Source organism: Pseudomonas sp. Q2-TVG4-2 (assembly GCF_013620795.1).
In the GTDB taxonomy this organism is placed as follows: Bacteria; Pseudomonadota; Gammaproteobacteria; order Pseudomonadales; family Pseudomonadaceae; genus Stutzerimonas.
In genome coordinates this window covers 365,027-391,432 of the sequence record NZ_LGLW01000006.1, presented here as the reverse complement: position 1 = coordinate 391,432, position 26,406 = coordinate 365,027, and the positions used below count along the sequence as shown (strand labels likewise).

At 62.0% G+C, this 26,406-nt stretch carries 21 protein-coding genes; 7 read left to right on the top strand and 14 right to left on the bottom strand.

Translation table 11 applies throughout. The features are described 5' to 3' along the window. Positions 1-2: 2 nt before the first annotated feature. Both motB and motA read right to left on the bottom strand, forming a co-directional pair. The gene (gene motB, locus H3028_RS15075) at positions 3-1,019 is read right to left on the bottom strand and encodes a flagellar motor protein MotB (RefSeq protein WP_181297989.1); all 1,017 of its coding nucleotides are present in this window, start codon (positions 1,017-1,019) and stop codon (positions 3-5) included. 2 nt (positions 1,020-1,021) lie between these two features. Then, on the bottom strand, positions 1,022-1,873 hold the full coding sequence (gene motA / locus H3028_RS15070) for a flagellar motor stator protein MotA (RefSeq protein WP_181297988.1): 852 nt from the start codon (positions 1,871-1,873) through the stop codon (positions 1,022-1,024). Between the two features lie 164 nt (positions 1,874-2,037). Here motA and H3028_RS15065 point away from each other — a divergent pair, with 164 nt between their 5' ends. The 5 genes from H3028_RS15065 (at position 2,038) to H3028_RS15045 (ending at position 9,438) form a co-directional block, all read left to right on the top strand. Further along, the gene (locus H3028_RS15065; RefSeq protein WP_181297986.1) at positions 2,038-3,552 is read left to right on the top strand and encodes an HDOD domain-containing protein; all 1,515 of its coding nucleotides are present in this window, start codon (positions 2,038-2,040) and stop codon (positions 3,550-3,552) included. A gap of 45 nt (positions 3,553-3,597) precedes the next feature. Then, entirely contained in the window at positions 3,598-4,413 is an 816-nt protein-coding gene (locus H3028_RS15060; RefSeq protein ID WP_181297984.1) for a rhodanese-like domain-containing protein, read from the top strand. 11 nt (positions 4,414-4,424) lie between these two features. Further along, entirely contained in the window at positions 4,425-5,327 is a 903-nt protein-coding gene (asd, locus tag H3028_RS15055) for an archaetidylserine decarboxylase (RefSeq protein WP_181297982.1), read from the top strand. A 157-nt stretch (positions 5,328-5,484) separates the two neighbouring features. Further along, complete coding sequence (locus H3028_RS15050; RefSeq protein ID WP_181297980.1) at positions 5,485-7,308, top strand: molecular chaperone; 1,824 nt, start codon at positions 5,485-5,487, stop codon at positions 7,306-7,308. A 63-nt stretch (positions 7,309-7,371) separates the two neighbouring features. After that, positions 7,372-9,438 carry an EAL domain-containing protein gene (locus H3028_RS15045; RefSeq protein ID WP_181297978.1) on the top strand — a complete coding sequence of 689 codons (2,067 nt, stop codon included), beginning with the start codon at positions 7,372-7,374 and terminating at the stop codon, positions 9,436-9,438. 146 nt (positions 9,439-9,584) lie between these two features. Here the strand turns inward: H3028_RS15045 and serB are convergent, their stop codons facing one another. Beyond that, on the bottom strand, positions 9,585-10,799 hold the full coding sequence (gene serB, locus H3028_RS15040) for a phosphoserine phosphatase SerB (protein WP_181297976.1): 1,215 nt from the start codon (positions 10,797-10,799) through the stop codon (positions 9,585-9,587). A gap of 205 nt (positions 10,800-11,004) precedes the next feature. Here serB and H3028_RS15035 point away from each other — a divergent pair, with 205 nt between their 5' ends. Further along, the gene (locus tag H3028_RS15035; RefSeq protein WP_181297974.1) at positions 11,005-12,564 is read left to right on the top strand and encodes an AhpA/YtjB family protein; all 1,560 of its coding nucleotides are present in this window, start codon (positions 11,005-11,007) and stop codon (positions 12,562-12,564) included. A 172-nt stretch (positions 12,565-12,736) separates the two neighbouring features. On the opposite strand, the gene H3028_RS15030 is transcribed toward H3028_RS15035, so the two are convergent. The 9 genes from H3028_RS15030 to nudF all read right to left on the bottom strand — a co-directional run bounded on the left by H3028_RS15030 (position 12,737) and on the right by nudF (position 22,111). Next, positions 12,737-13,432, bottom strand: coding sequence for a membrane integrity-associated transporter subunit PqiC (locus tag H3028_RS15030; protein WP_181297972.1), 696 nt, complete (start codon positions 13,430-13,432; stop codon positions 12,737-12,739). Positions 13,433-13,645: 213 nt separating this feature from the next. Further along, positions 13,646-15,904, bottom strand: a complete 2,259-nt coding sequence (parC, locus tag H3028_RS15025; protein WP_181297970.1) for a DNA topoisomerase IV subunit A — start codon at positions 15,902-15,904, stop codon at positions 13,646-13,648. Then, a complete protein-coding gene (locus H3028_RS15020; protein WP_181297969.1) occupies positions 15,901-16,428 on the bottom strand; it encodes a TIGR02281 family clan AA aspartic protease in 528 nt (175 codons plus the stop codon). Before H3028_RS15020 ends, parC begins: the two co-directional genes overlap by 4 nt. Continuing rightward, positions 16,425-17,408 carry an esterase-like activity of phytase family protein gene (locus tag H3028_RS15015; protein WP_181297967.1) on the bottom strand — a complete coding sequence of 328 codons (984 nt, stop codon included), beginning with the start codon at positions 17,406-17,408 and terminating at the stop codon, positions 16,425-16,427. Before H3028_RS15015 ends, H3028_RS15020 begins: the two co-directional genes overlap by 4 nt. Continuing rightward, the gene (gene parE / locus H3028_RS15010) at positions 17,405-19,291 is read right to left on the bottom strand and encodes a DNA topoisomerase IV subunit B (protein ID WP_181297965.1); all 1,887 of its coding nucleotides are present in this window, start codon (positions 19,289-19,291) and stop codon (positions 17,405-17,407) included. Before parE ends, H3028_RS15015 begins: the two co-directional genes overlap by 4 nt. Before the next feature lie 18 nt (positions 19,292-19,309). Further along, complete coding sequence (locus H3028_RS15005; protein ID WP_181297963.1) at positions 19,310-19,927, bottom strand: YqiA/YcfP family alpha/beta fold hydrolase; 618 nt, start codon at positions 19,925-19,927, stop codon at positions 19,310-19,312. Between the two features lie 157 nt (positions 19,928-20,084). Beyond that, entirely contained in the window at positions 20,085-20,900 is an 816-nt protein-coding gene (cpdA, locus tag H3028_RS15000; RefSeq protein ID WP_181297961.1) for a 3',5'-cyclic-AMP phosphodiesterase, read from the bottom strand. A 150-nt stretch (positions 20,901-21,050) separates the two neighbouring features. Then, positions 21,051-21,497 carry a DUF1249 domain-containing protein gene (locus tag H3028_RS14995; protein WP_181297959.1) on the bottom strand — a complete coding sequence of 149 codons (447 nt, stop codon included), beginning with the start codon at positions 21,495-21,497 and terminating at the stop codon, positions 21,051-21,053. Further along, positions 21,494-22,111, bottom strand: a complete 618-nt coding sequence (gene nudF, locus H3028_RS14990; protein ID WP_181297957.1) for an ADP-ribose diphosphatase — start codon at positions 22,109-22,111, stop codon at positions 21,494-21,496. Before nudF ends, H3028_RS14995 begins: the two co-directional genes overlap by 4 nt. Positions 22,112-22,338: 227 nt before the next feature. Between nudF and H3028_RS14985 the strand changes: the two genes are divergently transcribed. Next, complete coding sequence (locus H3028_RS14985; RefSeq protein WP_258237802.1) at positions 22,339-23,067, top strand: RsiV family protein; 729 nt, start codon at positions 22,339-22,341, stop codon at positions 23,065-23,067. Here H3028_RS14985 and cytX read toward each other — a convergent pair. Both cytX and thiC read right to left on the bottom strand, forming a co-directional pair. After that, positions 23,039-24,334 carry a putative hydroxymethylpyrimidine transporter CytX gene (cytX, locus tag H3028_RS14980; RefSeq protein WP_181297954.1) on the bottom strand — a complete coding sequence of 432 codons (1,296 nt, stop codon included), beginning with the start codon at positions 24,332-24,334 and terminating at the stop codon, positions 23,039-23,041. The two genes, H3028_RS14985 and cytX, sit on opposite strands and share 29 nt — an antisense overlap. Before the next feature lie 153 nt (positions 24,335-24,487). After that, a complete protein-coding gene (gene thiC / locus H3028_RS14975; protein WP_375154418.1) occupies positions 24,488-26,368 on the bottom strand; it encodes a phosphomethylpyrimidine synthase ThiC in 1,881 nt (626 codons plus the stop codon). Positions 26,369-26,406: the final 38 nt, after the last annotated feature.

Genomic DNA, 26,406 nt, shown 5'->3' with positions numbered 1-26,406 from the left:
AGTCACTTGCCGCCGGGCTGGTCGAACTCCAGCACGCCATCCTCGAAGATGTTCAATCGCTCACGCAATTGCGGCGGTTGCAGCGGCTCGGTGACCTCTTCCGTTGAAGCCGGCACGGGCGCATCGCTCGGGGTCGCTTGCTCTGGAGCCAATGACGCACCTACCGCGTCCGATTGTTCGCCCTCGATGTTGCGCTGCGCCTTCTTGGTCAGCACTAGAATGTCGATGCGCCGATTGACCGGATTCAATGGATCTTCACGGTCGAACAGTGCCGACGAGGCATAGCCCACCACGCGGGCAATCTGCTCCTCGGCGTAGCCACCGGCGACGAGGGTACGCCGAGCCGCATTGGCACGCCCCGAGGACAGCTCCCAGTTGCCGAAATCGCCTCGCCCCGAGTAAGGCTTGGCATCGGTGTGGCCGCTGACACTGATCTTGTTCGGCACCGCGCGAATGGTATCGGCCATTGCCAGCAGGATGTCTTCGAAATAGGGCTGCAGCTGCGAGCTGCCCAAGGCGAACATCGGCCGATTGGCCGCATCCATGATCTGGATGCGCAAGCCATCCTGGGTGATCTCGAACAGAATCTGGTCCTTGAAGCGGGTCAGATCCGGATTCTCATCGACCTTGTTCTGCAACTCCTGGAGCAACAGCTCCAGCCGCTCGCGCTCCAGTTGCTCGGCAAAGGTTTCCGCCTGCTCGGCATCAATCTTCGATTCGCTCTGCTGGACGGCCGGGTCCACTGCATCATTGAGGGTACGGTCGGGTGCTGGCGTTGGCGTGCCACCGAGATCGATCACATGCGGGCTCGCACTTTCAGTGAAACCAATAGGGTCCTGGAAGTAGCCGGAAATGGCGCGCTTCTGTTCCGGCGTGGCCGAGGACATCAGCCACATCACCAGGAAGAAGGCCATCATGGCGGTCGCAAAGTCGGCGAAGGCAATCTTCCACGCGCCACCGTGATGACCGGCGGCCGTTTTCTTGACCCGCTTGATGATGATCGGTTGGTTGTTGTCCACGGTCAGCTACCGCGCATGGCTTGTTCCAGCTCGGAGAAGCTCGGCCGGTGCGCGGACAGCAGCACCTTGCGGCCAAACTCCACCGCCAGGGTCGGCGGCATGCCGGAGGCGGACGCGACCAGGGTCGCCTTGATGCCCTCATAGAGGTTCAGCTCTTCCTTGGCGTCATGTTCGAGCGCGGCCGCCAGCGGACCGAAGAAGCCATAGGAGGCAAGGATGCCGAGGAAGGTACCGACCAGGGCCGTGCCGACCTTTTCGCCGATTTCCGCATTGTTCGCCTCGGCCAGCACCGACATGGTAACGACGATACCCAGCACCGCCGCGACGATACCCATCGCAGGCAGGCCATCGGCAACGCGTGCTACGGCATGGGAGGGATGCTCCAGTTCCTCTTTCATGCTGTTCAGCTCCATGTCGAAGAGCCCCTCCAGTTCATGCGGGGCCATGTTGCCCGACGACATGATCCGCAGGTAATCGCAGATGAACGCAGTCATCCGCTCGTCTTTCAGAATCGCCGGATATTTGCTGAAGATCGGACTAGTGCTGGGCTCCTCCAGATCCGCCTCGATCGCCATCATGCCCTCGCGACGACTTTTGTTGAGGATTTCATAGAGCAGCCCCAGCACTTCAAGGTAGTACTTGTGGGTATACCGCGAGCTGAACATCTGTAGCGACTTTCGGAACACAACCTTGATGGTGCTGCCCGGGTTCGCCTGGAGGAAGCCGCCCAGTGCTGCGCCACCGATGATCATCAGTTCGAATGGATGAATAAGCGCGCCGAGTTTGCCGCCGGACAGCACGAAACCGCCGAGTACGCTGGCGATGACTACGATGATGCCGATGATTTTTGCCATAGGAGGGTACGTCTAGAACCTGATCACAGGGCACCTGGAAGAAGCCGCGCGGTGTCGCGCGCCGACTGGGTTACAGGCGGGGCGTATGAAAGAATTGTTCGGGTTATCGGTAGTTTTGCGCCAGACTAAAGGCCATCCCGATGAAATGCTAGTTCGATGGCGCCATGACCACGACTCCTCTCCCCCGCTCCCTTCCCGCCTGGCTCAAGACGTTGGACGCCGTTGTGTTGCCTGCGTTTGCCGACCCGTATGCGCGCGTCCAGCGGGCGCTGGGCGATAGCAGCATGTCCATGCGCCAGATCGCAGAGCTGATCCAGGAAAGCCCGGTCCTGGCGCTGAACGTGATTCGCGAAGCGAATCGTAACGCCGTATCCACCAGCAAGCCCGCCGAGAGTCTCGAAGTGGCGCTCAGCCGCATTGGCCTGAAACGCGCCGAGGCGCTGTTCGCACGGATTCCAGCAAGCCAACCCCGCGACATTCCGATGCCTCTGCGGCAGATGTTGCTTATCAGCGCTCATGCCAGCCAGCAAGCCAACGGGCTGTTCGCCGCCCGCCTCGCGCGGCTCTGGCAGGAAATTCACTGGAGCAGTCTGCTGTTTCTCGCGCCCATCTGGGCGCTGATCGCGGCTCATCCGGAACTGCTAGAGGCCTGGGAGCAGCGAGTCCTGGTCAAGCGCCAACCGGCCCACCAGGTGGAGCAATCCTTGCTCGGCGTGTCGCTGCTGGAGCTTTGCGTGGCGACCGCCGAGCACTGGGGACTGCCTGGCTGGATCGCCCAGGGCTACAGGCTGCTCAGCGAGAATCGACGCATGTTGATCAAGGCACTGCATATCGCCCGGGACAATGAACACCCGCTGCACCAGCAACAAATGCTCGATGCCGATCCGGAGCTGCGTCGCTGGCTCACCCTGCCAAGCAACACCATCGTCCTCGCCAATGGCCTGGCGCTCTCGGCACACCACAGCTGGAGCGGCATTCACAGCCTGCGCTGGCAGCGTCTCGCCGGGCTCTATCTGCAGGTACCGCTGGCCGAGCTGCAGCAAATGGTGCATCAGCAAGCCGTAGCCAGCGCACAGGAGACTGGGCCGACCGATCTCTGGCATCCGGCGCAAGGCCTTCTGTGGCCATGGGCAAGTGTTTTTCAGGCCGAACGGCCGGCGAAGCTGCCCGATACCGAAGCGCTGGCGCAATGGCGCACGCATTGTCGTGAACTGCTCAGCGAACCCTGTCCATACGACAATATCGTTCAGCTCACCGCGACCGCATGCCAAGCGCTGACCTGTGCCGGTATGCAGCGGGTGCTGTTGATGCTTGTCGACCGCAAGCAACAGCGCCTGGTCAGCCAGCAGGCGAACGGATTGCCGCACGAAGACGCCAGGCTGACCCTCGATGCGAACCAGAGCCAGGTGTTGCGCAGACTGCTGGAAAAGCCCGTGCTGCTGCGGCTCAAGCCCGACAACGTGGCGCAGTTTTCGGCGTTGTTGCCGGGAACCCTGAAGGCGCTGTTCCCCAGCGAACATGTGCTGTTGCGCTCCGTGGGTCATGAAGGCCGGGTGGTCATGCTGCTGGTGGCCGACCAGAGCAACACCGCGTTCAGCGAAGTGGGCCTGCAAGCGTTTACCAAGACCGTCCAGTGCATCGAGCGAGCCCTGGCGACATACAGCAAACGCGGCCGCTGAATTTTTTCGCTAGACTTGGTCCTTTCCGACCGTCCGAGGCTTGCCGTGTCCGCCTTTTCAACCCTGCCCCTGGTAATCGAGCCGGCCGATCTGGCCGAGCGACTGGATGCCCCCGAACTGATCCTGGTCGACCTGACGAGCGCGGCCCGCTATGCCGAAGGCCACCTGCCCGGGGCGCGATTCGTCGATCCCAAGCAGACCCAGCTTGGCCAGCCGCCAGCGCCGGGGCAGCTGCCTGGCAAGTCCCTGCTGGAAAGCCTGTTCGGCGCGCTGGGGCATCGTGCCGACGCGGTCTACGTTGTTTACGACGATGAAGGGGGCGGCTGGGCCGGGCGATTCATCTGGCTGTTGGATATTATCGGTCACCGCCACTACCACTACCTGAACGGCGGGCTGCATGCCTGGCTGGCCGAGCAGCGGTCGTTGTCACAAGACAGCCCCGCCGCCACGGGCGGGCCGATCGCACTGCAACTCGACGAAACTCCCAGCGCGACCCGTGAATACATCGAAAGCCGGCTCGGCGCTTCCGATCTGGTGATCTGGGACGCCCGCTCGCCCGAGGAATACCGCGGCGAAAAAGCACTCGCAGCACGTACCGGTCATATTCCCGGCGCGATCAATTTCGAATGGACGGCGGCTATGGATCCGGCGCGCTCGCTGCGCATCCGCGAGGACATCGCCGAACGGCTGGAGGCACTCGGTATCACCGCCGACAAGGAAATAATCACTCACTGCCAGACGCATCACCGCTCCGGCTTCACCTACCTGCTGGCCAAGGCCCTGGGCTATCCGCGAATCAAGGCATACCCAGGTTCCTGGGGCGAATGGGGCAACCTGCCCGACACCCCGATCCAGCAATGAAAAGGTCATCCATGAAAGATCGCTTGTTCGTATTCAGCCAGTACCTGCTCCCGCACCATCTGATTTCGCGCATCGCCGGTTGCCTCGCCGAGTGCCGCCTGCCCTGGGTGAAGAACACCTTCATCAAATGGTTCGTGCGGCACTTTCAGGTTGATATGCGTGAAGCCCAGGTCGAAGACCCGACTGCCTACGAGCATTTCAATGCGTTTTTCACCCGCGCGTTGAAAGACGGCGCCCGTCCGCTGGATCCGGCACCCGGCGCGGTCCTTAACCCCTGTGACGGTGCAATCAGCCAGCTGGGCCAGATCGAGCAGGGGCGGATTTTCCAGGCCAAGGGCCATAGCTACAGCGTGATGGAGCTGCTCGGCGGCGACCATGAGCGTGCGGCGCCCTTCATGGGCGGCGAATTCGCCACCGTTTACCTGTCGCCCAAGGATTATCACCGTGTACACATGCCGCTGGCAGGCACTCTGCGCGAAATGATCTACGTACCGGGTCGCATCTTCTCTGTAAATACCGTCACCGCCGAAGGCGTCCCGGAATTGTTCGCTCGCAACGAACGCGTGGTCTGTCTGTTCGATACCGAGCGCGGACCGATGGCCATGGTTCTGGTCGGCGCGATGATCGTTGCCAGCATCGAGACGGTCTGGGCCGGCTTGGTGACCCCTCCCAAGCGCACGCCCAAAGCCTTCCGCTACGACGAACCGGCCCGAGCCCCAATCCGGCTTGAGAAAGGCGCCGAGATGGGCCGATTCAAACTGGGCTCCACGGTGATCGTGCTGTTCGGGCCGGATCAGGTCAGCTGGGCCGAGCAACTATCGGCGCTGACGCCAGTATGCATGGGTGAGAGTCTGGGCCAGGCCAAGCCCGCTTCGCCGCTTAACACGTCGGGTTCCGATTCGACGCAGGCATAGAACCGAACCAATGGTCGGCTGCCGCTAGCCAACCTCTCCGTGTTCGCTATGATGTCACGCAACGATTGCATTTTGACATCATGCAGTGACGAGTGCCGCTCACGCATCGCCTAATCGCCGGCGATGCATGACGGGCATACGCCACGGAGGTCATTGCTTGGAAAACCAGAGCCAACCATCGCCGTTGCGCGTCCCAACGCCGGATTGCCAGGAGTTATCCTTCTGCGAGCCCAGCGCGCGCGGCGTCAGGCGCTGGCTTTCCGGCCTGCCCAAGGCCAATCTCGGTGAAACTGCACGGCAGCTTTACAAGGCGATGCTGGAACTCAACCAGCTCCGAACGACGGCCCAGAACCGTCTGCAATTGCTCGAATTGCTGCGGCCGGAAATCCATTTCGTCTGCCGCGAGCTGGAACGCTACGTCATCAACCAGCCGATCGTACTCGGCGAGCGCCCACGCAAAGTCGCCAGCCTATGCCAGGCGCTGCACAACCACCTCGCCATTGGCTACAAACTGATCTCGGTCGAACTTGCTCCTCAAACCGGGCGCGAGCGTTTGCAACTGCTCACCATCTCCTTGCAACGGGCGATCCGCAGCCTCTGCGCAATGCTCGTTCGCTCGACGCAGCTGTACAGCCCTACGCCCGACGGTCTGTGGCTCGAACTTCATCAGCTGTACGCCATCGCCGCCGCTCATGGTGTGCATCGCACCCTCGTACGTGATGACCTGGCCTACCGGGTCAAGGGGTTGAGCGCCGAACAGAGCTACATTGTCGCCCTCATGATCGGCAGCGCGCGCTGCAACCAGATGCGCCAGCAGAACGTGGCGCAATTGGCGCAGGTGCTGGAACCCTGGAGCGCACTGGTTCGCCTGCAGACCGCGCAAAATCCGTCCAGCCTGTTCGGCGTATCGCCCCGTATCGATGGCCCGCCGCGCTATCGATCGATGTTTGCCTCCGACGGGCGGGCCAACCTGCTCGGCATTGACCCGCACGGCCTGGTCAAGGCCATTCAGAGGCATCTACAGTCGCCATCGGAGACCCCTGAGGAGACGGCGTTCATAGTCCCCGAAGGCTTGAGCCTCGACCTCTTGCAGCATCTGAGCGCGGCCTGGGGCGATATCTCCGAGCGCAGCTTTCAGCGCACCGCCGCGCAAGGGCAGATGACGCTATGCATCGGCATGAGCGCGCTGCATTACTACCTGGCGGATCAACGCCCGTTCGGGGAGCTGTTGAAGCGGCCCGACGCAATGCGGTCTGCGGTGTTCAAGCTTAACAATGCCGCACCCGACATCTGGGCCGTTGCGTTCGACGCCCAGGCGGTCAATGAAAACGGGGTCCTGCCGAACGACCACATCGAATTCGTCCGCCCCGTCATGGCAACCACGACGGACGAGGACGACGACGAGCTCGAGACGCCACCGGCCGACGGCCTGTTTCCGACATTTAAGGTGCAGCGGGTCGACCAGAGTCCTGGCGGCTTCTGCCTGTCCTGGCCAGGCGAAGTGCCGGCACAACTCCAAGCAGGCGAGCTGCTCGGACTGCAGGACGCCACCAGCCAGACCTGGAGCGTTGCGGTAGTGCGCTGGATTCGCCAGGTTCGCGGCAGCGGGCCGCAAATGGGTGTGGAACTCATCGCTCCGTCAGCTCAACCCTGCGGCCTTCGTCTGCTACGCAAGACAGAGCAGGGCAGCGAATATCTACGCGCGTTGCTCCTGCCGGAAATAAGCGTCATCTCACGCCCGGCGACGCTGATCGTGCCGCGCCTGCCGTTTCAAGAGGGCCAGAAAGTGCAAATCAACCAGAACGGCGATGAGCAGCGCGCGCTGCTCTGCCGTCGCCAGACCGGCACCAGCAGCTACAACCAGTTCGAATATCAATTGGTGGGCCTGGTAGCTGTTCCCCAGGAGATGCCGGTCACAGCGCGGGGCCTCCAGGCAGTACCTCAGGGCGAAGATTTTGACTCGCTCTGGAACACGCTGTAGATTGCGGCTCACCGTTTTTTAGCCTTCGCGCCCTCCTCTACGGCGCGCTCCAAAGCTGCTGCCATGGCCCCGCAAAAGAAAACCATCCGCCTGTTGATCCTTGAGGATTCGCAGAATGAAGCTGAGCGACTCGTCAGCCTGTTTCGCAATGCAGGCCAGGCGACGCGGGTGCATCGACTCACCTCCAGCGAGGACCTTGCCGATGTACTCCAGCAAACCTGGGATCTGCTGATCAATGCACCGACCAGCGTCAATCTCGACCCCAGCGAAACCATCGGCGCCATCCGCAAGCAAGCCAAGGACATTCCGGTCATCCAGCTGATCGACGGCAACGACGCTGATTCCATCACCGAAGCCCTCGCGCTGGGTGCACACGGCGCGTTACCCCAGGGCGAGGATGAATGGCTGATCCTGATCGCCAACCGAGAACTGGCGAACCTTGAGGACCGCCGCGCGCGCCGCGCTGCGGAGCTGGCGCTGCGTGAGGCCGAGAAGCGCTGCCAGCTCTTGCTGGACAGCTCAGTGGATGCCATCGCGTATGTCCATGACGGCATGCATATCTACGCCAACCGCGCCTATCTCGAGCTATTCGGCTATGAGGATGTAGAGGAGCTGGAGGGCATGCCGATGATCGACCTGATCGCCTCCTGCGATCAGGGAGAGTTCAAAGGCTTTCTGAAGAACTATCAGAGCCTGCAGGGCACCGCCGAACTGGTGTGCGGCGGTGTCCGTGCCGATGGCGGCAGTTTCAAAGCTCGCATGCATTTTTCGCCGGCCAGCTATGATGGTGAACCCTGTATTCAGGTCGTCATTCGCGCAGAAAGCGGCAATGCCGAGCTGGAAAAGCTGCGTGAGATCAGCAGCCAGGACGTGGTGACGGGACTTTACAACCGCAACCATTTCCTCGAATCGCTGGACAGCGCGGTCGAGCGCGCGGTGAACGCTGGCCAAGGCTCAAGCCTCGCTTATATCCGGATTGATCGCTTTGCCAGCTTGCAGGCCGAGATCGGCCTGGGCGATTCCGACCGATTGCTGGCCGAACTGGCCGGGCTGCTACGCGAGCAGTTTCCGCAGAAGGCCGAGCTGGCACGCTTCGGCGACGACGCTTTTGCGGTGCTGATGGCGGAGGCCACGCCCCAGCAACTTCAACAACCATTGACCGAGTTGCTGCGCAAGGTCGAGGGACATCTGTTCGATATCAGTGGCCGTACCGTTCAGACCAGCCTGAGCATCGGCGTCGCCGCGCTTGACGAACAGACCGCGAAAGCCCGGGATGTGATCGACCGCGCCCACCGCTGTGCCGAGGAACTTTCCGACGGCAATGCGCTTCGCGTGTTCGACCCAGCCGACGAGCTGGCGGCGGCAGCCAGCCGAGGCAACATTCTGGCGATGTTGCAGCAGGCACTGGAAAGGAACAGCTTCCGTCTGCTGTTCCAGCCGATCATCAGCCTGCGCGGCGACAGCCACGAGCATTACGAGGTCCTGCTACGCCTGCTTGACCCACAAGGCGTTGAAGTGCCGCCCGGAGAATTTCTCGGCACGGCGAAAGAAGCAGGGCTAGCCACCAAGATCGATCGCTGGGTCCTGCTCAATTCCATCAAGCTGGTCGCTGAACACCGCAGCAAGGGCCACAGCACGCGGCTGTTCATCCACCTCTCCAGCGGCAGCCTGCAGGACCCGTCACTGCTTAACTGGCTGGGGGCTGCGCTCAAGGCGTCGCGCCTGCCGCCCGACTCGCTGGTCTTCCAGCTCGACGAGCAGGACGCCGTTGCCTACCTGAAGCAGGCAAAGGCCCTTACCCAGGGGCTAATCGGGCTGGGCTGCCGCATCGCCCTCAGCCAATTCGGCTGCGTGCTCAATCCGTTCAACACGCTCAAGCACCTCAAGGTCGAGTTCGTAAAGATCGACGGCTCCTATACTCAGGACCTCAGCCGCCAGGAAAACCAAGAAGCGCTCAAGCAACTGCTGGCAGATCTTCACGAACAATCCAAACAGACCATCGTGCCCTTCGTCGACAGCGCCACCGTTCTCGCCACACTGTGGCAGGCGGGTGTCGGCTACATTCAGGGTCAATATCTGCAGGGCCCCAGCCAGTCGATGGACTACAACTTCTCCTCGGACGACGAATAGCTGGAAGCTGGATCAGTACAGCCTGCAGCAGGCAATCAGACCCCTGCTGCCGGAGGGCGGCAGCAATCCGCCGAAAACAGGTGCCATGCGCCTTGCAACTGCTTTTAGCTTTAGCTTCCGGCTTCTAGCTCATTGCTGCTTCTGCCCTACTCAACCCCTTCCCTATCCCTGAAGCCGAGCAAATACAGGATGCCATCCAGCCCCAGCGTCGAGATCGCCTGCTTGGCGGATTGCTTGACCAGCGGCTTGGCCCGAAAGGCCACACCCAAACCGGCCAACCCTAGCATCGGCAGATCGTTGGCGCCGTCACCGACGGCAATCGTCTGCTCCAGGCGCAAGCCTTCCCGCTCGGCCAGTTCGCGAAGCAGATCGGCTTTGCGCTGGGCGTCGACGATGGGCTCCTGGGCGACGCCGGTAAGCTTGCCATCGACGATTTCCAGCTCATTGGCATAGACGTAATCGATGCCAAGCCTGGCCTGCAACTGGTGCGCGAAGTACGTGAAGCCGCCCGACAGGATCGCCGTCTTGTAGCCCAACCGCTTCAGTTCGGCGAACAGCAGCTCAGCCCCCTCGGTCAGCCGTAGATTGGCACCGACTTCGGCCAGCGCACGCTCCTCCAGCCCCTCGAGCAAGGCCAGACGCTCCTTGAAGCTGGCGCGAAAATCCAGCTCGCCGCGCATGGCGCGCTCGGTGATGTCCGAAACCTGATCGCCAACCCCAGCCACCCTGGCCAGCTCATCGATGACTTCCGCTTCGATCAGCGTGGAATCCATATCGAACACCGCCAGCCGGCGATTGCGCCGGAACACCGAGTCGCGCTGGAAGGCGATATCGACATTGAGCTCCTGTGCCACGCTGAGAAACTCGGCGCGCAGCGCTGCAGTATCGGCCGGTTCACCCCGTACCGAGAACTCAATGCAGCCCTTGCCCATTTCCTCGGGCATATCCAGCGGCTGGCGCCCCGAAAGACGATCAATGTGATCGATGTTGAGGCCGTACTTGGCGGTGATCGAGCTGACCCGTTGCAATTGCTCGGCGGTAACCTTGCGAGTCAGCAGCGTGACGATATGCCGAGGCTTGCCTTGCCCTGCGACCCACTGCTGATAGTCCTCCGCGGCGACCGGCGTGAAGCGCACCTGCTGGTCATGCTTGTAACCCATGAACAGCACATCTTTGAGTACCGAGGAGGCGCGTTCGGTATCGGGAATCTCCACCAGGATGCCGAACGACAAGGTGTCATGAATGACGGCTTGACCGATATCAAGAATATTCACGCCGCCTTGAGCGAGCACGCCGGTAATGGCCGCGGTCAATCCGGGGCGATCTTCCCCGGTGATGTTAATCAGGACGATTTCGCGCAAGGCGCAGCTCCTATGGCAAAGAAGGCGGGCATTCTACAACAGCCGACCTGCCGCTGAGCGCCATAGCCGTCCCTCATGATTACGACCGACACGGCGGATGCCACACCGTTATCTGCAATTCGTCAGCTTTGGCCGGCAGACCTTCAGCCCCCAGTGCGCTTTCCGTATACTGCGCGGCACTTCCCTAAGAGTAGAGCCGCGCTCTGTGAACCGGCCCGCATCCGTCAAGCCCGACAATTTCTTCCTGCTGATCTACCGTGCACTGCGCCAGCGACGCGTTCCGCTGGTGCTGCGGGTGGCCAGCCACACGCTGTTGCTGGTCGCTCTGGCACTGATTATCTATGCCTGGGTAATGGGCATGCAGTTCAAACACGCTATGGAGCAGCAGGCCGATGCCCTGGGCCAAAGCCTGATGACACAGACCGCCGCCTCGGCGACCGATCTGCTGGTGGCCAATGACATCCTCAGCCTCAATGTGCTGCTGAGCAATCTGGTGAAAAACCCGCTGGTGGCGCACGCAGCGATTTACAGCGTCGACAATCGCGTGCTGGCTGAGTCAGGTTCACGCCCGCCGCGAAATATGCTGGGCGACGAGGAGGGCCTCTACTCCACGCCTATCAGTTTCCAGGAGGTGATCGCCGGCCACCTGCGCATCAGTCTCGACATGCGCCAGTTCCAGCAACCGATGACCATCAGCCTGCAGAGTATGGGCCTGCTCAGCCTGATCCTGCTTGCGCTCGCCCTTACCCTCAGCATGCGCCTGGGCCGGCAACTCTCGCTTCCCCTAATGCAGCTGCGCCTATGGCTGCGCGACCCGGGCGATCCGGCACCCGGTGCAGGCCGACAGGACGAGATCGGTGATCTGGCCCGGCAGCTCCAGGCACGCCTGGTACCTGAAGAGCCCGAGCCGGAGATCGAGCTGGACGATAGTATGCAGGACCTCTATTCAGCACATTTCGAAGTACCTGCACCAGCACCGGTCGCTGGCTACCAGCACTCCAAGGTTGGTGAACCTGTTGATCGCCTCGACGATGAAGGTCAAGACGCGCATGCGGCGGCCCAGAACACCGATGCGGCAATTAGCTCAGATGACTTCGACCCGTTCGATGACGATCCCTCGTTCGAAGAAGCCGAGACGCAACCAGTGGCGGCCCCGGTAATCGTCGCTCCCACACCGCCAGTCATGGCCGGCAAAAGTGGGGTGCTGGCGATTCAGCTCGGCGCTCAGGAGCAACTCCGCCGCCTGCCGCGCGCGCGGCTCACAGAGCTACTGCAACGCTACCGCGATTGCCTGCAGCAGGCCGCAACCCTGTATCAGGCAGAACTGCACACACTCAATGATGGCAGCAGCCTGATGCTGTTCCACAGCCAGGACGATGAGCAGAACTACCTGACCCATGCCATTTGCTGCGGTGAGCTGATGCGCGCACTCGGACACGCCCTGCAGATTGAAGTGGCCGATAGTGGCATTACCCTGCAGCTGCAGTTAGGTCTGACCCAGGGCGAACGGCTCTATGACCTCAGCCAGGGCGATCTCCTGCTGAGTGAGCCGGCACAAGCCGCCCTGGCCATGTCCCAGCACAGCCGCAACCTGCTGCTTGTCGAGCGTGGTATTGGCGAAGACAGCCTGATTCGGCAAAGGGCGCGCATCCGCCCCATTGCCAGCCCGGAAGGCGCCTGCTGCGTAGAGCGTCTGCTCGAACCCTATCCTTCCCTGCTCGAGCGCCAGCTCGCACGCATGCATGAGCTTCGTAGCCGCAGCTGAAGCCAGAACCAGCCCACTTCGATGACAGGTTTGGACGTTTGGTGCAGCATCCCAGCGCGCGCCAATCGTGGTGTGGCTGGAACCTGCATGGTCGCATCTGGTGACGATTGCGATCAGCCCGAGCCTGAAGCGCAGCAGCTGACCGCCCCAATCTACTGCCAGGGATAGCCTGTCAGAAGCGGAACACTTCCAGATCGGTTCTGATCGGCTCGGCGGCGGGAATAGCTGGGGGTACCGGCTCGGATTTGCTTGGCGCCTTTACGCTGTTGCGCTTGGACGGCGTCCTGGCCGCGACTGCCATCGGTTCGATAGCAGTGGCTATCATCTCACTCAACCGCTGCAACAGCTCGCTTTGCGCCCGCACCTGATCGCCGGTACTGCCCTGATGCGGTTCTTGCAACCGAACCAGGCGACTGCTCTGACGCTTTCCTTGCTTGTCCAGCAAGCGCCATTGGGCCTCAAGCACCGCGGGGTGCTGCGGGCCAGAATCCAGCCGGGTGATTTCGAGCTCAACCTGCACGTCAGGATTGAAACCCTTGCTGCCTGGGCTGAGCTCAAGACTCTGAGTTTTCAGCCGCCAGGCCAGTTGACGCAACAGCAGCTGGTTTACGTTGCCCTGCAGATCACCGGCCCAGCGCGCCTGCTGCACGTCAGGAGCCAGACCGCCATCCGGCAGACGTTGCAGCAAGGCGTCATGCCGTAAATAGTCAGCCAAGATAACCGGCCCAAGCAGTATCGCCGCGCCATCGTCCGCTTGCGCAGGCATCTCGACAGCACCGTTGTCGAGCTGGTACATCGGCACTGGCTGGGTAACGCAACCAGCGAGGCTGGCGCAGGCTAGCAGTAAAACAGTTGTGAGGCGCTGCACGTTCGTCTCTACCCTTGCACCGGACCCTGGCGACGTTGAGTCAGCAGGCGTCTGTCCGCCTTGCTGTTGTCGATCACCAGCGGCCCCGTGCCGATTGTCATCGGCTCCCGATACGGCTGATGACGCAGCCGCTTCGGCGAATCGGTTGAAAAATGAAGGTCGCTATCTTCCGTGAAACCGCCGTCGGAAGCCAGCCTATAGTGACCTCCTGGCTCAGTTCACAACTTCGACCAACAGCGCATCCACACGTTGGAAGCCGCGCGGCAGCTTGTTTCCGCGCCGGCCACGCTCGCCCTTGTAATGTTCCAGGTCATCGGCCCTGAGCGACAGCGTGCGCTTACCGGCCTGCAAGACCAACGTCGCTCCCTCGGGCAGCACGGCGAGGTCCGTCAGATACTCTTCGCGGCTGGCTACGCGATCGCCAGGGATGCCGATGATCTTGTTGCCCTTGCCCTTGCCCAGTTGCGGCAGGTCGCGGATCGGAAACACCAGCAAGCGGCCCTCCGTTGTGACCGCGGCTAGCCAATCCTGATCGCGATTCCTCAACGGCCGCGGCGCGACCACGCGCGCGCCAGCCGGCAACGACAGCAGCGTCTTGCCGGCCTTGTTCTTGGCCTGCAAGTCCTCTCCCTTGACGACGAAGCCGTAACCGGCATCGGACGCAATCACATACAGCGCCTCGTCATCCGGCAGCAGCACGCATTCGAAACTGGCACCAGGCGGCGGCGTCAGCCTCCCAGTCAGCGGCTCACCCTGCCCGCGGGCCGAAGGCAGCGAATGCGCCGCCAGCGAATAGCTGCGGCCGCTCGAATCGATGAATACGGCGTATTGGTTGGAACGACCCGCGGCGGCGGCTCTGAAGCCATCACCGGCTTTGTACGAAAGCCCGGTCGCGTCGATATCGTGGCCCTTGGCGCAACGCGCCCAGCCCTTTTCGGAAATCACCACGGTTACCGGCTCGGAAGGCAGCAACTCGTTCTCCGACAACGCCCTGGCCTCGGCCCGCGCGACGATGGGCGAACGGCGGTCGTCGCCATAGGTTTCGGCGTCGGCGATCAGCTCCTTGCGCACCAGCTTCTTCAGCCTGGCCTCGCTGCCGAGCAGCGCCAACAGTTTCTCGCGTTCCTTGGCCAGCTCGTCCTGCTCGCCGCGAATCTTCATCTCCTCAAGCCGTGCCAGCTGACGCAGGCGCGTGTCGAGAATGTAGTCAGCCTGCAATTCGGACAGTTCGAAACGCGCCATCAGCACCGGCTTGGGCTGGTCCTCGGTGCGGATGATGTGGATCACCTCGTCGAGGTTCAGGAAGGCCACCAATAAGCCTTCCAACAGATGCAGGCGCTTCTCGACCTTGTCCAGACGGAACTGCAGACGGCGGCGCACGGTACCGATGCGGTAGGTGAGCCATTCGCTCAGTAGTACCCTGAGGTTCTTCACCTGCGGCCGGCCATCGAGGCCAATAACGTTGGTATTGACCCGGTAGCTGGATTCCAGCTCGGTAGTGGCGAACAGGTGTTGCATCAGCTCGTCGGCATCGACCCGATTGGAGCGCGGGATGATGACGATCCGACAGGGGTTCTCATGATCCGATTCGTCGCGCAGATCGGCCACCATCGGCAGCTTCTTGGCCTGCATCTGCGCGGCGATCTGCTCCAGCACTTTGGAGCCGGACACCTGATGCGGCAACGAAGTGACCACGACATCGCCGTCCTCGACGCGGTAAACGGCGCGCATGCGTACCGAGCCGCGGCCCGTCTCGTAGATTTTTAGCAGGTCGGCGCGCGGCGTGATGATCTCCGCTTCGGTCGGATAGTCCGGACCCTGCACATGCTCGCAGAGCTGTTCCACCGATGTGCCCGGTTCGTCGAGCAGGCGCACACAGGCGGCGGCGACTTCACGCAGGTTATGCGGTGGCACGTCGGTGGCCATGCCCACGGCGATGCCCGTAGTGCCATTGAGCAGCAGGTTGGGCAGGCGGGCCGGTAGTGTCGCCGGCTCGTTGAGGGTGCCATCGAAGTTCGGCACCCAATCCACGGTGCCTTGCCCAAGCTCCGTCAGCAGCACTTCCGAATAGCGCGACAGGCGTGCTTCGGTGTAGCGCATCGCGGCGAAAGATTTCGGATCGTCCGGTGCGCCCCAGTTGCCTTGACCGTCGACTAGGGTGTAGCGATAGCTGAACGGCTGGGCCATCAGCACCATGGCTTCGTAGCAGGCGGAGTCGCCGTGCGGGTGGAACTTGCCGAGCACATCACCGACGGTACGCGCCGATTTTTTGTGCTTGGAATCGGCGTTCAGCCCCAGCTCGCTCATGGCGTAGATGATCCGCCGTTGCACGGGCTTGAGGCCATCGCCGATATGCGGCAATGCGCGATCCATGATCACGTACATCGAGTAGTTGAGGTAAGCCTGCTCGGTAAAATCGGCGAGGGAGCGACGCTCCACGCCGTCCAGGCTTAGGTCGATAGTTTCGCTCATGGTCGATCCGTGGCGTGTTGGCGCAGCACCAGAGTGCCCGCGCGCTGAGTGAATTCGAGTTGTTTCAGGGCGCTCATGCCGAGCAGCACCTGTTCGCCGCCAAAGCCTGGCGCGATGAGAGCACGCACATCGTGCAGCACGATCTCCCCCAGGGTGAGGCTGTCGAGCGTCGTACGATAACCGGTGGTCTGACCGTTGGCGGTCTGCAGCGCCACGGGGGCGCCACGGGGTAGACCGAGGCGCTCCGCCTGCTCGGCAGGTATCGCCACGTCCGTAGCACCGGTATCCAGTAGAAAGGTGACCGGTTCGCCGTTGATCAGCCCGTCAGCGACGAAGTGGCCCTGAATGTTGCTTTCCAGCCGCACCTCGATCTGATCGCCCTGCACCACTGAAACGGGTTCACGATTGGGATTGAAACGGCTCTGCTCCCAATCGCCAAAAAAACGAGTGGCCAGCAGCAACCCCGCGCCCCACGCCAGCACCAGCATGACGCGGCCGGCACGGCGGCCGGCAGGCTGGGTCACTGCTTGGCACCCCAGCCGCCCTTTGGCGCGGCAAAGCGCCAGGCGACGGGACGTTTTTCGCCATCGGCACGCGTGAGTCCGTTGTTGTCGATGCCGACCCAGGCGCCCTCGGCATCGACCCAGAGCGCCTCGGCATTACCGAACGGCGAATCATAGCGACGCGGGTCGGCCAGTGCCGTGGCGGCGTAGGACCAGCACCGTTCAGAGTCACCGTTGGACGGATTGCGCCGGCAAACCTGGTGCGCCGTGGGCTCCAACGTGAACAGCTTGTCCTGGTGATACGCCAGTCCGGAGAAGCGCCGTGGCTGCGGCTGTTTACCCAATGCGGGGGGCGGCAACTCGCGGCCGCCCTCGGCAAGCAGTACGCAGCCACCGATACATTGCCAGCTGGTCTGGTTGCGATGCATGACCATCAAACCGCGCCGATCACGCTCGGCCGCGAGCCATAGCCGTCCGGCCTCGGGATCGACCGCTATGCCCTCGAGCATGGCGTTGAAACCCAGCAGCATGCCGCTTGCGCGCGCCTGGCGAACCAGCCCACCGGGAAGATTGAGCCATTCGGCGGTTCCGGCAGGGCTGACGCGGAGCACAGCGGCATGTGCCTCGCTGGCCAGATAGCGATTGCCTAGTTTGTCGCAGCTGAGCCCTTCGAAGTCCATATTGCCGCCGCGAACCATCCCGCTGATGGCCGTGCGCACACGCATGCCCCAGGCCAGACCGGTGTTCGGCACGGGTGGCAGCTCGAAACCCTCACTCTCGGCCTGCCAGACGCTCTCGCTCGCGTCGAGTCGATACAACCGATTGTCGTCCCGATCCGAGACAGCCCAAAGCCCGTCACCGCACCAGGCCAACCCGGACAGGTTGCCTTGTTCGAGCCCTTCGATGGGATGCTCGCTGACCAGCGCAAGCTCCACCGCGCCCTCGGCCGCCCAAGTCGGCGCCGCCAGCGCAAACAAGAGCGCAATCCAACGACCGTTCAAATCAGCACCTCGGCGAGATTGCCTTTGGATTCCAGCCAGCTCTTGCGATCGCCTGAGCGCTTCTTGGCCAGCAGCATGTCCATGATCTCGCGAGTGCCATCGAAATCATCAAGCGTCAACTGCACCAGCCGACGGGTGTTCGGATCCATGGTGGTTTCACGCAACTGTGGCGGATTCATCTCCCCGAGCCCCTTGAATCGAGTGACCTGCGGCTTGCCGCGGCGTTTCTCGGCCATCAGACGGTCAAGAATGCCGTCGCGCTCCGGCTCGTCCAGCGCATAGAAGATTTCCTTGCCCAGATCGATGCGGTACAGCGGCGGCATCGCCACATAGACATGGCCGGCATCCACCAGCGGGCGGAAGTGGCGAACGAACAACGCGCAAAGCAGCGTGGCGATGTGCAGGCCATCCGAGTCAGCGTCGGCGAGAATGCAGATCTTGCCGTAGCGCAGCTGAGCCAGGTCCGCCGCACCGGGATCGACACCGATGGCCACCGCGATGTCGTGCACTTCCTGGCTGGCCAGCACCTCCCCACCGTCGACTTCCCAGGTGTTCAGGATCTTGCCGCGCAAGGGCATGATCGCCTGGAATTCTTTGTCCCGCGCTTGCTTGGCAGAGCCGCCGGCGGAATCGCCCTCGACCAGGAACAGTTCGGAGCGCGCCGGATCCTGCCCGGCGCAATCCGCGAGCTTACCGGGTAGCGCCGGGCCTTGGGTGATGCGCTTGCGCTCGACCTTCTTGCTTGCCTTGAGTCGCCGACCGGCATTGCTGATGGCCAGTTCGGCGAGTTGCATCCCCAGTTCAGGATGCGCGTTGAGCCAGAGGCTGAACGCATCCTTGACCACGCCGGAGACGAACGCCGCAGCCTCGCGGGAGGACAGACGCTCTTTCGTCTGACCGGAAAACTGCGGCTCCTGCATCTTCGTCGAGAGCACGAAAGCAATCCGTTCCCAGACGTCCTCGGGCGCCAGCTTGACGCCGCGTGGCAGCAGATTGCGGAATTCACAGAACTCGCGGATGGCATCCAGCAGGCCCTGACGCAGGCCGTTGACGTGGGTACCGCCCTGCGCAGTCGGGATCAGATTGACGTAGCTTTCCTGAACACTGTCACCGCCTTCAGGCAGCCACAACAGCGCCCAGTCGACGGCCTCCTTGCTGCCGGCCAGACTGCCGCAGAAGGGTTCGTCAGGCAGACGGGCGAATTCGCTGACCGCATCGACCAGATACGAACGCAGACCATCCTCGTAATGCCACTCGACTTTCTCGCCGGTGCTCTTGTCTTCGAAGCTGACGTTCAGCCCTGGGCAGAGCACTGCCTTGGCCTTGAGCACATGCTTGAGCCGGCTGATGGAAAACTTTGGCGAATCAAAATATTTGGGGTCTGCCCAGAAATGCACGCTGGTGCCGGTGTTGCGCTTGCCAACCGTTCCGATGATGTCCAGTTCGCTGGCTTTAAAGCCATCGGTGAAGGCCATGCGGTATTCGTTGCCGTCACGCTTGACCGTCACCTCGACCCGCGTCGACAGCGCGTTGACCACCGAGATGCCCACCCCGTGCAGGCCGCCGGAAAACTGATAATTCTTGTTTGAAAACTTGCCGCCGGCATGCAGTTTGGTAAGGATCAGTTCAACACCCGACACGCCCTCTTCCGGATGAATATCCACCGGCATGCCGCGACCATCGTCGATTACCTGCAGCGAGTTGTCCTGATGCAGGATCACCTGCACCGAGCTGGCATGGCCCGCCAAGGCCTCGTCGACGCTGTTGTCGATGACTTCCTGAGCGAGGTGGTTGGGTCGAGAGGTGTCGGTGTACATGCCCGGACGCTTGCGGACGGGGTCCAGGCCCGACAGGACTTCAATGGCTTCGGCGGTATAAGACATGTGCGTCTCGTGATGTCCTTATAAATCGGAAAAATCGAGTTCAGCAAAGATGGCCGGGTCGAAGCCGGCAAAGGCCAGCAACGCGGGAAGCCGCTCGGCGAAACCCTGGAAGCCATGATCGCCGCCGGCTTGAATGCGCACAGCGCAACCCTTGTAGAAATCCGCCGCGTGGCGGTAATCCAGCGTCTCGTCACCGGTTTGCAGCCAGACCTGGTAGCGCTCGGCGTCCTGAGGTGGTGGGACTTCCAGTCCGGCCAGAGCGACGATGTGATCCTCGGTCAGGTCCCAGACCTCACCCGAATAGAGATTGGTCTGCGGCCCGAGATAACCGTCAAAGCGACGATGCGGCGCCACGGCCGGATTGATCAGCAAAGCCTTGAGGCCATGGTGCTCGGCGAGGTGCGTTGCATAGTATCCGCCGAGGGAGCTGCCGACCAGCACGGGACGCCCCAGCTCGCCGATTGCCGCTTCGAGCTGGGCGATGGCCTGCTGCGGATGATGATGCAATGCTGGCACCCGAAGCCTCGCGCCCATGCCGATACGCTCAAGCGCTGCGGTCAGCTGGCTCGCCTTGTGCGAGAGCGGAGAACTGTTGAGGCCGTGCATGTAAAGAATGGCGGGCTGCGTGCTGGTCATGCGGGCTCGCTGAGCTGACAAAAGACGGGAAAGGCTACTAGGCGAGGCGCGCGTGCTGCAAGCTGGAAGCTGGAAGCTGGAAGCTGGAAGCGAACCAGTATGTGGCTCGCCAGCGCCAAGGTTTTTTTGCTTCAGCCTTCGGGCGGCCCTGGAGCTATCAATACCCTTTGACGCTGTAGTCGATCTCGAAATCGATGCCAACCACTCGCGAGACGCCGGTCTCAAGTGCTCCGTCGGCATACAGGCGCAGCCAGCGGTAGCCCGGCGCACGCGTATCGACCTGAAAATCCTCGCTGCCAGGCGTGAACTGCACGCCGGTCGACGGAGTGGCCAACAATCGGACGCCGCTGCGCCAGCCGTCGAATTCCTGATGAATGTGTCCCCAGAGCAACGCTTTCACGCAGCTGAAACGATCAAGAACCTCGAACAGCGCTTCGCGATTATGCAGTCCGATACTGTCCATCCAGCGGCTGCCAATCATGACCGGATGATGATGCAAACAGACCAGATGGGGCCGCTCCGGCGCCTGTAACAGGGTTCTTTCCAACAGTTCCAGCTGATCATCACGAAGCATGCCGAAGACCGAGCCGGGTACCAACGTATCCAGCAACACCACACGCCAGGCGCCGACTTCGAGAACGGGAGCCATCAATTGGCTCTCACGAGCAGCCTGTCGCATTGCATCCAGTTCGTCGTGATTACCGGGGCACCAGCGCATGGGCGCCTCGATGCGCTCGGAGAGCTTTCTGAACCGTTCATAAGAAGCGATCGAGCCGTCCTGAGACAAATCCCCGGTGGCCAGCATCAGGTCAACGCATGGTTGCTCGTCAAGGATCAGATCGACTACCCGCTGCAGACTTTCAGCCGTATCCATGCCCAGCAGCTTGCCACCCGTCTCGGCAAATAGATGGCTGTCGGTGAGCTGCACGAGCAGTACCGAATCTTTTTCAGCAGTAGGGGGCGCAGCAGCCAAGACCCGTCTCCTTTGGCGAAATCGCAGAGGAATTATGGTGGCTCGCGGCTGTAGGGGTAAACTGCGCGATGCGGGCATGCATCACAGAACCGCTTGCTGGCGCGACAGGTGCGAAGGCAGCGGCGATGGCAGCTCAGAGGGTTTTGATCGTTACACCACGGGTTCCAACTCGTGGCCACAGGCCAGGCAATGACCGAGCCATTCGCCGAGGAAAAGGTTGAGCTGATTCTTCTCGTCAGGCTGGTGCATCTGCGCGTTGGGATAGCTGTAGATGCCGCGGAAACGCCGGGCATGCTCGGCACTGATCACTTCAGCCATGCGTGCATCGTGATAGACGCGCACATCCATCTGCGGCACTGGCAGCCAAGGCAGGCAGTCCTGCTGGCTGATTTGCACGGTGGTGGTGTAGGGGCAACTTTCCACTACCTTCAGTACGAGCACGCCCAACAGCCGGTCACCCTGACTCATCGCAATCCGGCGCGTATCGGGCTGGTTACGCATGTCGGGCAGCAGACGCATCAGCCGCATGTAATTCGCTTCGCAGGCCGCCTGCAGCTCCAGCAGGTCGACGCGGTACCGTTCGCGCGTCCGTCTCATGTCCACGCCCCCCTGATTTCGTCGCGATTCAAAGCCAACCACTGCAGCGCGATGATGCTCGCGGCATTGTCGATGCCGCCATCGCGCACGGCCTGCAACGCCCGCTGCACCGACCAGACATGTACACGGATATCCTCACCCTCCTCGTCCAGGCCGAACACGCCGCCAGCATTGGAGCTATCGCAATGCCCGACATAAAGGTGCACGCGCTCAGTACTGCCGCCCGGCGAGGGGAAGTAGGTGGTCACAGGCCACAGCTCGCCCACCTCCAGCCCGGCTTCCTCGATCGCTTCGCGACGCGCTACTTCCTCGGGCTGCTCCTCCTTGTCGATCAGACCCGCCACCAGCTCGATCAGCCAAGGATTATCGACCTTGCCTATCGCACCGACCCGGAACTGTTCAATCAGCACGACCTCATCGCGGCGAGGATCGTAGGGCAACACGCAGACCGCATCGTGACGGACGAACAGCTCGCGCTCCAGTTGCCGGCCCATGCCGCCGCTGAATAGGCGATGCCGCAGCTGCAGGCGATCCAGGCGATAGAAGCCGCTGAAGCATTGCTCTCGCTCAATGATCTCGACATCATCCGGGCCGGATTTGAAAGTATCAGTCATGAATCACTCACATATCGGTTTGTCCGCGCCAGCCTGGCGGGGAAAGGCTGCAACCGTCACGGCGTGAGCGGTCTCTCAGGTGTCATCCTAGCGCGCCGTTTATTCAGGCGCAGCCCTTTGCAGACCACTCGCATCGGTAAAAATTACCCGACGCCCGCTTACGAACTTCGCACACCGAAGGCACTCGAAACCGCACCGCAGTCACTACAAAAGCCATGAAACCATTGATGCCCTTTCGCCAAGCCCTCCCACTGATCGCGCTCAGCCTGCTACTCAGCGCCTGCCAGCACTTTCGCGGCGAATCGCCTGTCGAGGTTCGACAGGTCATCAGCGAGCAGCGCCCTGCCGGTTGCTCCGAGCAGGACGATAACTGCCCGCTGGTCAACATCGATACCCATCTGTTCGTCGATGAGCCTGCGCTGAACGCATTGATCGACGAGCGGTTGCGCAAGATGACCATGAACAACCCTGACGCCGAGCTGCCGGCGACGCTGGAGGGCTACCAGCGCGACTTTCTACGCGACGCCGAGCGAGGCTGGAGCAGCTACCTGCAGGCCAAGCTGCGCCAGCGACATGACTCGCTGTTGGTCGTCGAGTTGTCGAGTTATCTCTATACCGGGGGCGCCCACGGCATGCCCGGTCGCGGCTTTATCAACTATGACCGTGACCAGGACCGCGAAGTGGGTCTCGCCGACATCCTCGTCCCGGGCAAGGAAGGCGCCTTCTGGCGCGCCGCCGCACAGGCGCATCAGCGCTGGCTGCTGGCCAACCAGCATGACGCCGAATTCTCTCGGCAGTGGCCTTTCCAGCGGACCGCCAATGTCGCGCTGCTACGCGACAAGGTGCTGCTCAAATATGACGTCTACAGCATCGCGCCGTATTCGAGCGGCCATCCCGAGCTGGAGATTCCTTACGAAGCGCTCGAGGCTATTGTGAAACCGGCGTACCTGCCGTAGCGCGACCGAAGCGGCTCAGCAACAGCAGCAGGCCGCCAGACAGAAACAGCGCCGGCAGGCTGGCCCCGATCTCCGGCCAGACGCGCGCCAGCACGTGGTAGGTGACCGCGCCGCATCCCCAGGCCAGCAGCGTCTCCCAGCGCAAGGTTTCGTGCGGTGCCGGCAACAGACCACGGCGACGGAGCAGATAGTGATCAACCAGCACCACGCCGAACAACGGGGCGAACACCGAGCCGATCAGCAGCAGGAAGCTCTGGTACTCGGCCAACGGCGCAAACCAGGCGATCAGCGTGCAGAGCGCACCGATGACCAGCGCCAGCTGTTCGACCCGAACGGGTAGCAGCACACCTACCGACACCGCCGCCGAATGGATGTCAGCGAAGGCGTTCTCCGATTCGTCGAGCAGGATCAGTAGCAGCGGAATACCCAGTCCTGCGCCGGCCAGCGCCAGGAGCAGTGCGTTGACTTCGCTACTATCGGCGAAGGCCAGGGTATAGGCCACTCCCAATCCCATCAGCCAGACGTTACCGATGAAGAATCCGAGCACCGTGCCGCCGAATACGCGGCCTGCGGACTTGCCGAAGCGCGAATAGTCAGCAATCAGCGGCAGCCACGACAACGGCATGGCTATGGCGATATCGAAGCCCAGTGCGAAGGGCAACGAGCCGTCGCCCCGCCGCGCCCAGAGCGCATCAAGATCGGCTTTGTCGAACAGGTTCCAGGTCAGCCAGGTACAGGCGCCAAGCAACAGCCAGATACCCCATTTGCGTAGAATCCGTCGCACGAAGGTCAGCGGGCCCGTGACCGCCAGCAGCGTCGCCAGCGTCCCGAAGAACAGCGTCCAGAGCGCGGGGCTGATTAGCCAGCTCTGCTCGCCGAACGCACGGGCCGCGAGCAGGCTCGCAGCGTCGCGCATGACGATAATTTCGAACGCACCCCAACCCACCAGCTGCGCCAGATTGAGTAAGGCCGGCAGTACCGCGCCGCGATCGCCGAGCGTGCGCTTCAGATTGGCCATGGACGACAGCCCAGTGTCGCTGCCGATCACCGCGACCGCACCAAGCAGCAAGACGCCAACCGCGGTGCCGCAAACGATCGCCAGCAAGGCGCTGCTCATACCCAGCCCCGGCGCCAGCAAGGCGCCCAGCTGTAGCACCATCAGACCGATACCCAGCGAAAACCACAGGGAAAACATATCGCGCCCGCCGAACACACGATGCTCGGAGGCGATGCTTTGATGTGGGGAATAGCGACCGGGAATGTTCACGTCGATTTCTCAAAAGGCCAGGATTGGCACTGAACAGGCAGGAGCGCTCGCGAAGCTCGGTTGCGCAGGGCTCCAGAGCATTCGCGAGCAAGGCCCGCTCCTACGAAGAAAGCCGATCGCTCCCATGCGAGAGCATGAGAACGATCCTTTGCGTCACACCTGCTTGTAGATCACCGAGCCTTCATCCTTGAAGCGCGAGGATTGTTCCTTGAACCCGGCCTCGATGGCTTTCTGCTCGTCGGTCAGGCCGTTCTGCGCGGCGTACTCACGGACCTCCTGGGTGATCTTCATCGAGCAGAATTTCGGCCCGCACATGGAGCAGAAATGCGCCACCTTGGCGGAGTCCTTGGGCAGCGTCTCGTCGTGGTAGCTGCGGGCGGTATCCGGGTCCAGACCGAGGTTGAACTGGTCTTCCCAGCGGAACTCGAAGCGCGCCTTGGACAGGGCGTTGTCGCGAATCTGCGCGCCCGGATGGCCCTTTGCCAGGTCGGCGGCATGCGCGGCGATCTTGTAGGTGATGATCCCAGTCTTGACGTCATCCTTGTTCGGCAACCCCAAGTGCTCCTTGGGCGTGACGTAGCAGAGCATGGCGCAACCGAACCAGCCGATCATTGCCGCGCCGATGCCGCTGGTGATGTGGTCGTAGCCCGGCGCGATATCGGTGGTCAGCGGGCCGAGGGTGTAGAACGGCGCCTCGTCGCAGCATTCCAGCTGCTTGTCCATGTTCTCTTTGATCAGCTGCATCGGCACGTGGCCAGGGCCTTCGATCATGCACTGAACGTCGTGCTTCCAGGCGATCTTGGTCAGCTCGCCGAGGGTTTCCAGCTCGCCGAACTGCGCGGCATCGTTGGCATCGGCGATCGAGCCCGGACGCAGGCCATCGCCCAGCGAGAAGCTGACGTCGTAGGCCTTCATGATTTCGCAGATTTCCTCGAAATGGGTATAGAGGAAATTCTCCTGGTGATGGGCCAGGCACCACTTGGCCATGATCGAACCGCCACGCGAGACGATACCGGTGACGCGCTTGGCGGTCAGCGGAACATAACGCAGCAGCACGCCGGCATGGATGGTGAAGTAGTCCACGCCTTGCTCAGCCTGCTCGATCAGCGTGTCGCGGAACAGCTCCCAAGTCAGGTCTTCGGCGACGCCATTGACCTTTTCCAGTGCCTGATAGATCGGCACGGTGCCGATCGGTACTGGCGAGTTGCGGATGATCCACTCTCGGGTTTCATGGATGTGCTTGCCGGTGGACAGGTCCATTACGGTGTCCGAGCCCCAGCGAATGCCCCAGGTCAGCTTGGCGACTTCTTCCTCGATGGACGAGCCCAGCGCCGAGTTGCCGATATTGCCGTTGATCTTCACCAGGAAATTGCGGCCGATGATCATCGGCTCCAGCTCGGTGTGGTTGATGTTGGCAGGGATGATGGCCCGGCCGCGGGCCACTTCGTCACGCACGAATTCGGCGGTGATTTCCTTCGGAATCGAGGCGCCGAAGCTCTGCCCAGCGTGCTGCTCGGTAAGCAGACCGGCGGCGCGCGCTTCCTGCAGCTTCAGATTTTCGCGGATGGCGACGAATTCCATCTCGGGCGTGATGATGCCCTGACGTGCATAGTGCATCTGGCTGACATTCTTGCCTGGCTTGGCACGGCGCGGGTTGCGCACGTGGGCGAAGCGCATCTTGGTCAGCTCGGCATCGGTCAGCCGCTGCTGACCGAACTGAGAGGTCAGCCCATCGAGCAGTTCGGTGTCGCCGCGGTCGTCGATCCAAGCCGAACGTACATCCGCCAGGCCTTTACGCACATCGATGGTCACGCTCGGATCGGTGTAGGGACCGGAGGTGTCGTAGACCAGCACCGGCGCGTTGATTTCGCCACCGAAGTCGGTCGGGGTCACGTCAAGACTGATCTCGCGCATCGGCACGCGAATGTCCGGGCGCGAACCCTGTACGTAGATTTTCTGTGAACGCGGGAAAGGCTGGATCGATTGCTGGTCGACCTGGGCCGACTCACTCAAGTTTTGTTGTTCTTCACGCATCAGACTGGCTCCTCGATAGTTGTCGGAGCGAACCTGAA

Excerpts from the sequence above, each read along its gene's own strand:
- motA (WP_181297988.1), bottom strand. The coding sequence starts at position 1,873 with ATGGCAAAAATCATCGGCATCATCGTAGTCATCGCCAGCGTACTCGGC.
- H3028_RS15065 (WP_181297986.1), top strand. The coding sequence starts at position 2,038 with ATGACCACGACTCCTCTCCCCCGCTCCCTTCCCGCCTGGCTCAAGACG.
- asd (WP_181297982.1), top strand. The coding sequence starts at position 4,425 with ATGAAAGATCGCTTGTTCGTATTCAGCCAGTACCTGCTCCCGCACCAT.
- H3028_RS15045 (WP_181297978.1), top strand. The coding sequence starts at position 7,372 with ATGGCCCCGCAAAAGAAAACCATCCGCCTGTTGATCCTTGAGGATTCG.
- parC (WP_181297970.1), bottom strand. The coding sequence starts at position 15,904 with ATGAGCGAAACTATCGACCTAAGCCTGGACGGCGTGGAGCGTCGCTCC.
- parE (WP_181297965.1), bottom strand. The coding sequence starts at position 19,291 with ATGTCTTATACCGCCGAAGCCATTGAAGTCCTGTCGGGCCTGGACCCC.
- H3028_RS15005 (WP_181297963.1), bottom strand. The coding sequence starts at position 19,927 with ATGACCAGCACGCAGCCCGCCATTCTTTACATGCACGGCCTCAACAGT.
- H3028_RS14995 (WP_181297959.1), bottom strand. The coding sequence starts at position 21,497 with ATGAGACGGACGCGCGAACGGTACCGCGTCGACCTGCTGGAGCTGCAG.
- nudF (WP_181297957.1), bottom strand. The coding sequence starts at position 22,111 with ATGACTGATACTTTCAAATCCGGCCCGGATGATGTCGAGATCATTGAG.
- H3028_RS14985 (WP_258237802.1), top strand. The coding sequence starts at position 22,339 with ATGCCCTTTCGCCAAGCCCTCCCACTGATCGCGCTCAGCCTGCTACTC.
- thiC (WP_375154418.1), bottom strand. The coding sequence starts at position 26,368 with ATGCGTGAAGAACAACAAAACTTGAGTGAGTCGGCCCAGGTCGACCAG.